We start from the raw sequence: 13,141 nt of genomic DNA, 5'->3' as shown, positions 1-13,141 counted from the left end.
TCCTATAAAGTATGCTCTCTTCGGTTAATGATATCATCTTGAATGGCCTTATTCAGCTCAATAAAAATCGCGCTGTAGCCAGCAACGCGGACTACAAGGTTTTTATACTTATCCGGGTTCTTCTGGGCATCTTTCAGTAGTTCTACAGAGATGACATTAAATTGTATATGTTGAAGCTTTAGCCGCATAAATGCCTGTAGGTAACCTATCATTTTTTTAATACCCTCTTCACCCTCTAAGGCAGAAGGGCTGAACTTTACATTTAACAAGCTGCCATTCGATAGCAGATAATGATCCAGTTTGCTCACACTCTTTAGGCTAGCCGTAGGACCTAAGCGATCTCGACCGACCATGGGGGAGAGACCGCCGTCGGCCAGCTGTTCCTTTGCCAATCGTCCATCGGGTGTTGCACCTACTGCTTCCCCCAGGGGAATATGGGCAGAAACAGTGTAGGATCCCGGTTGAAATATGCCTCCCCGTGCATTGGTATACTTCTCAACTTCTGTACAATAGTGGGTAAGAATCTCACTGCCCAGATAATCCACTGCATCGATGTCATTTCCATATTTGTCAAACCGATGAATGAATCGCTGACGAAGGGTCTCTTGTCCAGCGTAGTTGTTTTCTAATAGTTCAACTAGCTGAGATAGATTCATCCCATTATCCTCGAAAATAAGCTTTTTCACTACATGAAGAGAATCAGCCAAATTGGCGATACCGATACCCTGTACCCCTGAAAAATTATAGATTGCTCCCCCTTGAGAGACATCCAAACCCTTATCCATACAACCATCAATAAAAGCAGAGAGGAAGGGTGTTGGGACAAGTTCTCCGTGGGCATGATCGATAATATTAGAACCTTCAACCATATCTTTTATATACAGCGTTACATTCTCTTTGATAGCGTCCAATAAGCTATCAAAGCAATCCGGTTGACTAGCCTGTCCCTGCAAAGTTAGTTCCATAACCCGTAAAAGGTTAAAGAGGGCAATATCGTGGAGTCCGTAAGTTTTACCGGGTATGGATAGTTCCACACATCCAACTACTGCATAGTCCCGCGCATCTTTTAAAGCGACACCTCTGTTTAAAAAGGCGGGAATAATGACTTCGTCATTGAATACCTGAGGAATACCTGTGCCTAGCCGAATGGTTTCAGAAGCTTTGATCAAAAACTCCCTGGGTGTTTTCTCGTGAATACGTACACCTAAGTTTGGCTGCGGAAGCTTGATATCTGCATAAGTCTCCAGCATGAGGTAGGAAAGCTCGTTTACTGCATCTCTACCTTTTTGATCCACACCCCCTAAAATAATATTGTAACCGATTGGGAAACCAGCAAAAAATTTAGCACTTTCTTCGCTCCTCAAAGCTACAATGGTATTGAATTTGATCATCAAATTCTGCAATAGTTCTTTTACTAATAAAGAGTCTTCTTTGGCATCTATCGTGTTTTGATAAAAGGGATACATGTATTGATCGAAACGGCCCGGCGAAATCGAACTGGCGTTAGACTCCTGTTGAAGGATGATGTTGATATACCAAAATAACTGTAAGGCTTCATAGAAGCTGTGAGGTGGTTCTTTTGCAATTTTATTGGAAATCCTGGCAATCTCTAATAATTCATCTCTTCGATCCAGATCAACTTCCACAGCAGCTAAGGAAGAAGCAAGCTGTGCATATCGATTGATGTGGCGTTGGGTGGCCAGTAGGCTAATGTGGACTGCATCATAAAATGGATTAAAGGGATCTTTCTTGTTTTTGCTTGCGGCTTCAGCAATCATACAGTCTAATCCATCATTTAATACTTTTTCAAAGCTTGGAATAATATGGCCTTGACCCTTATCTGTTTGATTTAGCTTAATGATCTTTTTTTTGCGTGTTTGTTGAATGTGATCAGGGATTTTTTTTTCGATACGATCTTCTAAAGACCGATCCTTCCAATAAGGAAATAATTCGGATCTAAAAAGCACCTTATCTGCTCCCGTGATATCAAATTGATCCTGGGGTCTTGTAGGCAGGGTATCCAGCTCTTGTAGAATCCAATAAGGAGACATTTCAGGAGAAATTACGCCAGCACGCGGTTGAATGGTTCTGCCACCTACAATTAACTCCCCTCTTTCAATGTTGATATTCACATGATCAAGGATGTGCGCCAAGGCTTTTGCCCGTCGAACCACAGTAGGCTCTCCCTCTGTAAACTTCCAGGATTCAGTATAAAGAATTGCTCTTTCTAGGGATATTTCTCTTCTCTTTTGAAAAAGCTGCTCCTTCAATTCAGAAATTCTTTTTGAAATCAAAACACAAACCTCCTTTACGCAGACAAATAGATCGTTTCTAACAAAATAGCTGACGGAAATAATACTTTGTAAATTAAATATTGTTGTATATCGATTTTTATTATTGAGTATTGTTTTGTATTATTATATAATGTGAAAATAGAAAATACAATAACCAATATGAGAATATTTTCTTAGAAGATCACGAATTTGTAGTTTCGATTTTAGAGATGTACTTAGAGAAGTGATCAAGCAAATAGATGGATATTTCCGGATTAATGTGGTAGTAAAAGTAAACATTCAAATATATGAATATTTAATAATCCATGCTATATTAAAATAAACCCACCAAAGTTGAAAAAATATCAGGCCATGACGATCTATGCTAGGAGTGATGAAAATTAGAGCGAAAGAAGATATAAAAAAGAAAATATTTTTCATCCTATTGGATCGGAAGCATCCAATAACTGTCGCTGCCCTAGCAGATGAAATATGCATGTCTGAAAAAACGATAAGAAACTATCTAAAGATTTTGCAAAAGGAGTTACAGGATGAAGGGGTTACACTGCGGATGAAACCCAGCTTAGGTGTATTATTAGATATTTCAGAAGAAGAAAGAGACCTACTGCAGATAGGTATTTATGTCAATCGAGATGTATTTCAGGATTATACCCCAGAGTACAGGCATCATTATATTTTGAATACTTTGCTGAAGAACAAACACACCTATACCATTCAATTACTAGCCGACGATTTATTCTGCAGCAAAAGCACCATTGTGAATGATCTTTTTGAGATTGAAAAATGGCTGGATCGGCGAGGCTTACAGCTGAAGCGAAAACAAAATCAAGGACTGTGGATTGAAGGACATGAAAAGAACTATAGGCGTGCAATGATGGATTTATTTGTTGAAACCAATGGAAATCAAAATACAGAACTGGATTTGGTTCTTGAGAAATTAGATTATCGTATTGATTTGCTTAATTTTAAAAAAATCAAGCAGCTTTTTCCCAGAATCGATTTGTTCAAGATTCAAGATGTGATTCAACAAGCGGAGCAGAAGCTGGGATATTATTTTACCGATCAGGCTTTTACAAATTTGATCACCCATATTGCTATTACAGTTGAAAGAGTAAAGCATCACAAAGAAATTAAAATGGAAAAAGATTTGCTACAGAACTTAAAAGCAAAATGTGAGTTTGATGTGGCTGCATGGGTAATCCAAAAGCTTAGTGATGATTTTGGAATTCATTTCTCTGAGGATGAAACAGGATATATCTCCCTACACATGTTGGGGGCAAAGATTCAAGCGGATATGGATGCCACTCATTATGATATCTTGTTAGATGCCCAAAATGAAGAGTATATTTGTATTGCCAAGGAGATTATTACCCTTGCAGGCGATATTTTAGATGTTGATTTGTCTAAGGATTGGTTGCTTCTAACGGCACTGGTACTGCATTTAAGGCCAACCGTTATACGGCTAAAATATGGATTGAAGCTGAGAAATCCTATGCTGCAGACGATAAAAGAAGAGTACACCAGTATTTTTGGTGCTGCTTGGGCCTGCAGCAGCATCTTTGAAAAAAAGCTAGGAATCTCTATCAATGAAGATGAAGTGGGATATATTGCGATTCACATTGCAGTAGCAGTAGGCCGGCAAAGCCATAAGGTGAGGACTCTGATTGTATGTGCTAGTGGGATGGGTACATCTCAGCTGATTGCTACGCGGCTGAATAAAACCTTTCAAGAATTGGATATTATTGCAACGATTCCTTTAGGTGCCATGAGTGAGGACCTGGTAAACAAAGCAGATCTCATCATATCTACCATACCGGGAATATTAAATAGCCATAATGTGGTGTATGTGAGTGCTATGCTGGATGCTACCGATGTACTGAAGATTAAAAGTACTCTTGGTAAAATTCAATTCCAAAACCAAAAATCCGAGAAGGTAATTCAAACTACTGAAAAATCTTTGATGCATAAGGTTATTGATAAAGAACTTTGCTTTATTGATGAAAAAAGAAATGATTTTATAGAGATTATTCATCACTATGGAAAAATCATGGAGAATAAAGGTTATGCAAAACCAGGATTTTGTGAGAATATATTGGAACGTGAGTATAAGGCATCTACTGTGATTGGAAAGGGGATTGCAATCCCTCATGCTACTACAGAATATGTACTTCAATCAAAAATTTGTATCATCAAATTAAAAAATCCTGTGAACTGGATGGGGCATAAGCTAAACCTGATTATCATATTGGGTTTGAAATTTGATGAGGTAGGGATTACGAGAGGCTTCTTTAAGAATCTTTATGAAATATTGAATGACAAAAAGCTGATCCATCGTATATTGGAAGCGAATCGTAGGGATGAAATCATAGAAGTATTTATTAACGGAGGGATACAAAATGAATGATTTGATAACGAAGGAAATGATTTTGTTAGATTTAGATGTGAACACTAAGGGTGAAGTGATTGAAAAGCTAGCGCAGGTTTTACAAGTGCATGATCGACTTCATGATTTTGGAGGATTCATTGACCAGGTTCATAAACGAGAAGAAACCTTTCCTACTAGCTTAGGCTATAATTTTGCAATTCCCCATGGAAAATGCAATGCAGTAAAGACTGCAGCCTTAGCCTTTGCAAGATTAAATAAAGAAGTTCAATGGAGTGATGAAGAGAAAGCAAAATATGTTTTTCTAATCGCCGTATCTGAGCAAGAAGCAGGAGATACCCATCTTAAGATATTAGCTCAGCTTTCAAGATCGATCATGCGAGAAGAATTCAGAGAAAAGTTAGAAGCATCTACCAGTGTTCATGACATTATAAATTTATTGAGCTTCCAAACGCAATAAAGAACATTACATTTTATTTTTAACCTTGTGAGTTTATTATGCGCGTAATAATTCTATAGAAAAGTTGTGTTTGCGAAGCCTATAGTGGTTTCGCATATTACAGCAAAACAAGAAAACGTTTTATCCAGAAAATAGAAAAAAAGATCATCCTGAGCCCACAAAGGTTAAGTGCACATAACCTTCTATTGGGAAAGATGACCAAAGTACTCATACTCAGTATACCATGACCTATAACAAAAAAATATATATATTTCATTTTAAATTTTGCGACTAATAGGAGCGAAGATGGATTTTTGATGTTTCAAATAAGGTGATGATTTTACGTTAAAGGTTATACAGTATTGAGAAAGATAAAATAAATAAGGGGGTTCTATGATATAAATGGAAGATTTAAAAAATATATTAAAAAACACAAGACAGCATTTGATGACAGGTGTTTCCTATATGATTCCATTCGTAGTTGCTGGCGGTATTTTATTGGCACTATCCGTAGTACTTTATGGACAAGGTGCTGTACCGGATAGTGGCTGGAAAAAGGATCTATTCTTTATTGGTGTAAGAGGATTCCAGTTGATGATTCCGATTTTAGCTGGATACATCGCCTATTCTATTGCAGAAAGGCCAGCCATTGCACCGGCAGCCATCGCAGCCTATGTTGGGAATGAAATGGGTGCAGGCTTTTTCGGTGCAATCATCGCCGGTTTAGTGGGTGGAATTGTGGTTCATTACTTGAAAAAAATTAAAGTACCGCCTGTATTTAGATCGGTTATGCCAATTTTCGTTATTCCAATCATTGGTACATTCATTACTGCCGGTTCAATGCAGTGGATTATCGGTGCACCGATTGCAGCATTATCAAAAGGATTGACTGACTGGCTGCAGGGAATGCAAAGTGGAAGTATTATCATGCTTGCGATTATTATGGGAATGATGGATGCATTTGATATGGGTGGTCCTGTAAATAAGGTAGCCTATGCATTTACGATCATGGCAGTATCAGAAGGTTTGTGCAATATCGCGGGTATCAATGCGGTTGGTGTTTGCGTAGCGCCTATAGGGTTAGGCTTGGCAACCTTCCTGGCACCTAAAAAGTACACCCATGCAGAGCGGGAAGCAGGCAGAGCTGCAATATTAATGGGTAGTGTAGGGATTACGGAAGGCGCTATTCCTTTTGCAGCAGCGGACCCACTAAGAGTTTTACCGGCTCAGATGATCGGTACCGCTATTGGCTGTGCAGCTGCAGCGATTTTAGGTGCAGAAAACATGGTGGCTTGGGGTGGACTAATCGTTTTACCTGCTGTAACAGGAAAGTTTGGATACGTAGCGGCTATCATTATCGGCTCTATCAGCACAGCACTATTAGTAAATTTATTAAAGAAACCTGTTGAGGAAAGAGAAGATAGTGAAATGGGTATCAGTGATCAAGAAATAGATTTAAGCTTTGAGTAAATATCATTCAAATAGGCTATGGAGGGAATAAAAATGAAAATTGTTGCAGTTACAGCTTGTCCTTCAGGGGTTGCACATACATATATGTCAGCAGAAGCCTTGGAAAGAGCAGCAAAGGCAAAAGGAATTGCGGTAAAGGTAGAAACCCAGGGATCGATTGGTATTGAGAACAAGCTTACCGTAGAAGACATTAGAGATGCAGATATTGTTTTATTGACAAATGATATTGGTCTAAAGGAAACTGAGAGGTTCCAGGGAAAGCCTATTGTAAAAGTTGGTGTAAGCGACTTAGTTAAAAAAGCCGACAAGATCGTTGAAAAAATAGAAGTATTTATTCAAAGCAAGAAATAATTAGAAATTAGGTATAAAAAGACATCTTTATAATAGATGAAGGTCTATTAAAAGATGTTCTTTTTATCTAAAAAGCAGTATGATTAAAGAAGGAGGGGATTTATATGAAACAAATAAACTTTGCAATCATTGGGTTTGGAGGAATCGCCAGAACCCATGCCTTGGCAGTCTATGATGCCAACCTTAGATATGCTTTACCTTATCAATTAAATCTAACTCATGTGGTCACACGAAAGCCCATGGATATTCCATTAGCAGGAGCAAAGAATGTAACAGACATCGAAGCAGTATTAGCAGATCCTACAATTCACTTTATTGATATTTGTACCCCCAATGATTCACACTTAGAAATAGTGACAAAGGCAGTATCCTATGGGAAATCCATTTACTGTGAGAAGCCTTTATCCTCTAACTATCCGGATGCATTAGAAATGGTAAAACTCGTTCAGGAGGGGAATATACTAAATGCTGTGGCATTGATGTGTCGTTTTATGCCTGCTGTCCATTTACTTAAAAAAGAATTGGAAAAAAGGACGATTGGAGAGGTTATCGATTTTAAAATTCGTACATACCACAAGAGTTATCTCAGTGAGAAGAAGAAAGGAACATGGAGAACTTTAGCTCAGGATGGAAAAGGAGCTCTATTGGATTTAGGCGTGCATTTGATCGATTTAGTGCAATTTACCCTTGGAGACATTCAGAAAGCAACCCATAATGAAAGGATTTATTTCAAAGACAGAAGCCAGGTAGATGAAATTACTGATAGTGTATTAATGTTGGAAGACGGTACGATGGGCCATCTGGAGGTTTCAAGGGTTTTTGCTGAAAGAGAGCAAACCGATCGTTTTGAAATTTATGGTACAAAGGGAAGTATAAAAATTAACTTTTTAAAGCCTTACGAGATAGAAATTTATCGATTTGATCAGAATACAACAGAAATCAAGAAGGTTGATGAAAGGGATGAAATCATGCAGTATTATATCGGTGAAAGGGGTTCTTTAGGATTCTTTCAGAACTGCCATACCGCATCCTTGATCCATTTTGCCAATCGAATCGTTGGTCATAGTCCTTTCAATATTGCAGCAACCTTTGAAGATGCATTAAAATGCCAGCGAATTATAGATTGCGAATAAAGGAATAGTTTAGAGAGCAGAATTCCAGTAATAATATTTTAAAGGAATTGCTTTAATAGATTTGCCTGGCTTTGCTTGTATTATACAATGGCCAGGTTTTTTTCTGTCTATCCATAGGGTAATTGGGTTAAAATAGATTAAAAGACTTTATTTATTTGTATTGTTGTATATTGATTTTTATTGATATATAATAGGCTTGATAAATCTATTTCATGGAGAGCCATTTAATCGTGGCACTGATGTAGGATTGCTATAAAAGACATAAATTGCATAAGGAGGACTCTATGTTTAGAATGATTGCATTAGATATGGATGGTACACTATTGGATCATCAGCAACAGATTTCCAAAGAAAATATTCGTGCCATAGAAAGAGCTAAGGAAAAGGGCGTTAAAGTAGTTCTTTCTACGGGGAGAACGCTATCTGGGATTGATGATTACCTAGATCAATTGGGATTGCGAAGGGAAGAAGAACATTCGGTTACATGCAGCGGTGCTTATGTAGTGAATAACATCAATACAAAAACTGTGGAAGAAAACTACCTTCAATATAATGAATTCCAGCGAATTCTAGAGATATTTGATCCATATCAGATTCAGTATAATTTTTATACAAAGGATAGAATTTATACCCAGTCCACTAATTTCACGACGCATATTGATGCTATGGCTAATAAGCTGCCTATGGAAATCATCAATTTTGGGGAACTAAGCAAGGACATAAAGATTATCAAAATGACACTCATTAATGAAGATATTTGTGTAAAAGATGAAATTACATCCATATATCCAGATTTGCCTATAGAAGATGAAAAAGTATTTACGAGAATAAATCATCGATTTGATAGAAAGCTGTTTCATGACATCACGAAATTTTCAAAAGAACTCTTAGAAAAATATACAGTGTTAAAAACAACGCCCTATCATATTGAGATACTGAATAAGGAGTCGCATAAGGGAAATGGTGTGAAAAGACTAGCTGAGTTATATGACATCAAAAAGGAAGAGATTATCTGCGTTGGAGACTCGGGGAATGACCGTCAAATGATTGAATATGCAGGTCTTGGTGTAGCTATGGGGAATGCAACGGAAGAAATAAAGCAGATCGCAGATTATGTAACTAACTCAAATCAAGAGCATGGTGTAGCCCATGTGATTGAAAAGTTTATTCTGTAAATTCTACCGTAAGGAGTGGATAAATTGTTTGCAGAAGAGAGACTGGAGAAGATTATTCGTTTACTGAATGATCGGGGAAAGGTTGTTGTAAAAGAATTAAGTGAAATCTTCGAAGTAACAGAGGACTGTATTAGAAAAGACTTAAAAACCCTTGAGAAAGACGGCCTGATCAAGAGGACCTACGGTGGGGCTGTATTAAACCGGCAGTCTGCGGCTAACAGCAATATCGTTAATCGGAGAAGTTTAAACATAGAAGCAAAAAGAACGATTGCAGAGAAAGCTTTTGAAATCATAATGCCGAATGAAACGATTTTCTTGGATATTTCTACAACGAATATTTTGATTGCAGAGAAGCTCGCCGGTGGCAATAAGAGAGTGACTGTGGTAACAAATATGATTGATGTAATCAATGCATTTTCCAAGAGTGATCATGTGAAAGTCATCGGAACAGGAGGCGTGTATTATAAGGAACTAGACGGATTTGTAGGTTCTACGGCGATCGAGACTATTTCTAGATATAAAGTAGACAAGGCATTTATCGGCAGTGTGGGCGTAAATATTTTCGATAAAAGTGTCACGACCTTTGATATAGAAGACGGAAACACGAAGAGAGCAATTATCAGTGCGGGAAAATCAGTTTATTTGGTGATGGAGAGCAAAAAGTTCTATATGGATGGCGTCTACAAATTTGCAGATTTATTCGATATCGATGCAGTTATTGTAGATACGGATCCGGAAGAACAAATCCTTAAGGAACTAGAAAAAGCGGATGTGGAAATCATATAACCACTCCGCTTTTTACTTACATTAAATAGAATACATACATATAAGCCGTAGCAATTATAATGGATATCAGCATCAAAGGGAAGCCGATTTTCATATATTCCATGAAGGATATCTTATGACGGTGTTTTTCCAGGATTCCGGCTACCACCACGTTTGCTGATGCGCCTACCAAGGTACCGTTGCCTCCAAGACATGCGCCTAGGGCTAGGGCCCACCATAGCGGAGTAATATTGAGAGTAGAAAGTTTTCCGATACTCTGAATTAAAGGAATCATGGTTGCAACAAAAGGGATATTATCTAAAAAGGCAGAAGCGATTCCAGAAATCCATAGGATCAGGAGTCCTGTAAACATGAGGTTGCCTTGCGTTATATCGATAACACCCTTAGCAATCATCTCAATAACACCCTTTTCCTCTAAAGCACCAACCAATATAAATAGGAAAACAAAAAAGAAAATTGTCAGCCATTCAATTTCATGAAAGATTTCTTCAGGGTCGGTTTTGCTAATCAGTAGAAGCAATGAAGCTCCTGCTAATGCAACAGTGGCGGTTTCCATTCCGACAAACTGATGCAGCCCAAAGCCGATGATGGTAAGGGATAACACACTAAGGGATTTGATCATTAGCGGTTTATCTTTCAATGCCCGATGCTCATCGAAACCCATAATTTTTGCCTTAAGTTCATCCTTCACGTGAAGCTGAGACTTAAAAATTACTTTTAATATTAAGATGGTTACAATATATATGACGAAGGCGGCAGGTGCAAGGTTGATGATGAAATCCATAAAACCCAGTCCGGTTTCACTGCCGATCATGATATTTGGAGGGTCACCGATCAAGGTTGCCGTACCGCCGATATTGGCAGACAGAATTTGTGCCATCATAAAAGGGATGGGATTGATCTCCAAAGCCTCTGTGATTACCAGAGTTACCGGTGCAACCAACAGCACAGTGGTAACATTGTCTAGTAAGGCAGAGGATATGGCTGTAATGGCTGAAAGAATGAATAAAATGCGCCAAGGATCACCCTTCGTCAATTTTGCCGACTTAATCGCTACATATTCAAAAAGTCCTGTTCGCTTTAGGATGTTGACAATGATCATCATGCCAATCAACAATCCGATGGTATGAAAATCAATGGCTTCGATGGCCTTATCCAATCCGATGATGTGAAACAGCACCATAAGGACCGCACCAAAAAAAGCGATGGTAGTACGATTGATCTTCTCAGAAATAATAATGCCATAGGTGGCAATAAAGATTACAATTGCCAGTAGTGTGTAAAAAGAAGTCGACAAGGATATTCCCCCTTCGGTATATGAAACAAAGATACAGCAATGTATCTATTTTACTCCTTTTTATACAAAGTGAAAAAGGGAGAATAATTGGATTTTGATAGAGATATCCACGTTTATGCCGATTATAGGAAACTATAGTGCAGTAGACCAGTGGGCCGTTATATTTCTGCGTTATACGCTGACTATTGAGAAAAAGGAAAGATCCGGCTACAGCGTATCCGGATCTTTTTCAAAATATACACGTTCACTTACATCTTTCGTTACAGAAATTAAATTTTTTAACTGATCAATGGTCTCTTCAATTTTATCTGCCTGAAGCCGGGATACATTGTAGTATAAATATAGGTCTTCAAAGTTACGCATAAGACAGTTTAGGTTTTTATTGATTTCAATAAATTTATTAAACTTTTTACTATTTTTTGCATTTTTCATTTGTGCCAAGTCATGACGAATAATTTCAATGACATCTTCTTGAGATTCATAAGAGCCTACGTTGAGTGGATAGGGGGCGCGCCGCTGGAGAAAGAACTTGCCTTTTTTATTGATATGATAAACGTATTTGACAAGAGTACCCTCAACATCAAAGCTGACATAATGCATGATGCCGTAGATTACTTCAACTTCCCCCCCCAATTGTCTGAGCTTTATTTCGTGAATGTCCTGCTCTAAATCTAGGAATTGTTTTTTCAAGATCATCTACCCCTTTTTTCATAAAGATGAATATGATTATACTTGTATCATAATATACCTGCTATTAAAGAACAATAGGCCCATAAAATAAATTCTACTCGTTGAAGATTATGGAAAAATTTACTATAATGATATTGTTACAATGCTGGAAAGATGGATAAAAATAAATATAGATAAAGGAGGTAGTTATGATGAAATTTGAAAGATTCATTGTTGGGATGGGAGAAGCTAATGGATATGTCATTTACGACGAGAACACACTAGATGCGTTGATTATTGATCCAGGAGATGAAGAAACGGTCTTTATAAAATATATCCAAAAACATGGATTAAAGCCTAAAGAAATTGTACTCACCCATTATCATTATGATCATATCGGTGCAGTAGATGTGTTAAAAGAAAAATATAATTGCCCTGTCTCTATTCATAAAAAGGATGCTGCAGGTCTGCAGGACCCAAAGATCAATCATTCCTTTAGAGGATACAGAAGGCCTGTAGCCATCGCACCAGACAGGATACTATCTGACGGAGACATCATCCAGGCAGGTTCAGTAGTACTGACAGTGATTCATACACCAGGCCATACGCCTGGGAGTGTGTGTCTAATGGTAAAGGATGAAAATATGGTTTTTACGGGAGATACGATTTTTGATGATGACTTGGGAAGAACTGATTTAGAAGGTGGCAGTGCAGAATCTATGAGAAGATCTATGGTCAATAAGGTTTCTAAATGGAGCGATGAGATACGTATTTATCCAGGACACGCTGATTCTGCTACAATGGCATTTGTCAGAGCTAAAAATACGGAATATCTAGATATGTTGAGATAAGAGCTTATAGCTGGAAAAAAGATAAAAAGCACATGCTTTTTATCTTTCCATCACCATAAAATAAGTCTGTTTTCCAAAGTCGGTATTAAATTGCTTTTCAAATTCTCTTAAACGTTCTTCCTGGTCTTCTGTAAGATTCGCATAATTAAGCGCTTTCAATGGATTTAAATATTGCTCCTGCATAAACAACCTCCTCTCTGGTAACAGTATAACCTGAAGCAGGAGGTTCAATTCTGCAATTATCTAACAATATGTGGGAATTTCACAATGATAAATAATACATAGAATACGAA

General features: G+C 37.7%; 12 protein-coding genes. 8 read left to right on the top strand and 4 right to left on the bottom strand.

Annotated elements, in window-relative coordinates:
* Positions 1-2: 2 nt before the first annotated feature.
* On the bottom strand, positions 3-2,294 hold the full coding sequence (locus Gferi_RS04505) for a formate C-acetyltransferase (protein WP_249762094.1): 2,292 nt from the start codon (positions 2,292-2,294) through the stop codon (positions 3-5).
* A 373-nt stretch (positions 2,295-2,667) separates the two neighbouring features.
* Between Gferi_RS04505 and Gferi_RS04500 the strand changes: the two genes are divergently transcribed.
* From Gferi_RS04500 to Gferi_RS04470, 7 genes are all read left to right on the top strand, one after another.
* The gene (locus Gferi_RS04500) at positions 2,668-4,698 is read left to right on the top strand and encodes a BglG family transcription antiterminator (protein ID WP_069974446.1); all 2,031 of its coding nucleotides are present in this window, start codon (positions 2,668-2,670) and stop codon (positions 4,696-4,698) included.
* Positions 4,691-5,137 carry a PTS sugar transporter subunit IIA gene (locus tag Gferi_RS04495; RefSeq protein ID WP_069974445.1) on the top strand — a complete coding sequence of 149 codons (447 nt, stop codon included), beginning with the start codon at positions 4,691-4,693 and terminating at the stop codon, positions 5,135-5,137. Before Gferi_RS04500 ends, Gferi_RS04495 begins: the two co-directional genes overlap by 8 nt.
* 381 nt (positions 5,138-5,518) lie before the next feature.
* Positions 5,519-6,586, top strand: a complete 1,068-nt coding sequence (locus Gferi_RS04490) for a PTS fructose transporter subunit EIIC (RefSeq protein WP_069974444.1) — start codon at positions 5,519-5,521, stop codon at positions 6,584-6,586.
* A 33-nt stretch (positions 6,587-6,619) separates the two neighbouring features.
* Positions 6,620-6,937, top strand: coding sequence for a PTS fructose-like transporter subunit IIB (locus tag Gferi_RS04485; protein WP_069974443.1), 318 nt, complete (start codon positions 6,620-6,622; stop codon positions 6,935-6,937).
* A 104-nt stretch (positions 6,938-7,041) separates the two neighbouring features.
* A complete protein-coding gene (locus Gferi_RS04480; RefSeq protein WP_069974442.1) occupies positions 7,042-8,070 on the top strand; it encodes a Gfo/Idh/MocA family protein in 1,029 nt (342 codons plus the stop codon).
* A 284-nt stretch (positions 8,071-8,354) separates the two neighbouring features.
* Positions 8,355-9,245: a Cof-type HAD-IIB family hydrolase gene (locus tag Gferi_RS04475; RefSeq protein WP_069974441.1), complete on the top strand. Its 891-nt coding sequence runs from the start codon at positions 8,355-8,357 to the stop codon at positions 9,243-9,245.
* 24 nt (positions 9,246-9,269) lie between these two features.
* Positions 9,270-10,031 (top strand): DeoR/GlpR family DNA-binding transcription regulator, encoded by a 762-nt coding sequence (locus Gferi_RS04470; RefSeq protein ID WP_069974440.1) that lies wholly within the window; start codon positions 9,270-9,272, stop codon positions 10,029-10,031.
* A gap of 16 nt (positions 10,032-10,047) precedes the next feature.
* Here the strand turns inward: Gferi_RS04470 and Gferi_RS04465 are convergent, their stop codons facing one another.
* Together Gferi_RS04465 and Gferi_RS04460 are read right to left on the bottom strand one after the other, a co-directional pair.
* A complete protein-coding gene (locus Gferi_RS04465) occupies positions 10,048-11,328 on the bottom strand; it encodes an ArsB/NhaD family transporter (RefSeq protein WP_069974439.1) in 1,281 nt (426 codons plus the stop codon).
* A 207-nt stretch (positions 11,329-11,535) separates the two neighbouring features.
* On the bottom strand, positions 11,536-12,018 hold the full coding sequence (locus tag Gferi_RS04460) for a hypothetical protein (RefSeq protein ID WP_236932693.1): 483 nt from the start codon (positions 12,016-12,018) through the stop codon (positions 11,536-11,538).
* Positions 12,019-12,206: 188 nt separating this feature from the next.
* Between Gferi_RS04460 and Gferi_RS04455 the strand changes: the two genes are divergently transcribed.
* Positions 12,207-12,848: an MBL fold metallo-hydrolase gene (locus tag Gferi_RS04455; RefSeq protein WP_236932692.1), complete on the top strand. Its 642-nt coding sequence runs from the start codon at positions 12,207-12,209 to the stop codon at positions 12,846-12,848.
* Positions 12,849-12,887: 39 nt separating this feature from the next.
* Here Gferi_RS04455 and Gferi_RS04450 read toward each other — a convergent pair whose 3' ends face one another.
* The gene (locus tag Gferi_RS04450) at positions 12,888-13,031 is read right to left on the bottom strand and encodes a polynucleotide phosphorylase (protein WP_069974437.1); all 144 of its coding nucleotides are present in this window, start codon (positions 13,029-13,031) and stop codon (positions 12,888-12,890) included.
* Between the last annotated feature and the right edge of the window lie 110 nt (positions 13,032-13,141).

This window comes from Geosporobacter ferrireducens (assembly GCF_001750685.1).
In the GTDB taxonomy this organism is placed as follows: Bacteria; Bacillota; Clostridia; order Peptostreptococcales; family Thermotaleaceae; genus Geosporobacter; species Geosporobacter ferrireducens.
The sequence above is the reverse complement of the archived record's forward strand: the minus strand, read 5'-3'. Positions and strand labels throughout refer to the sequence as shown.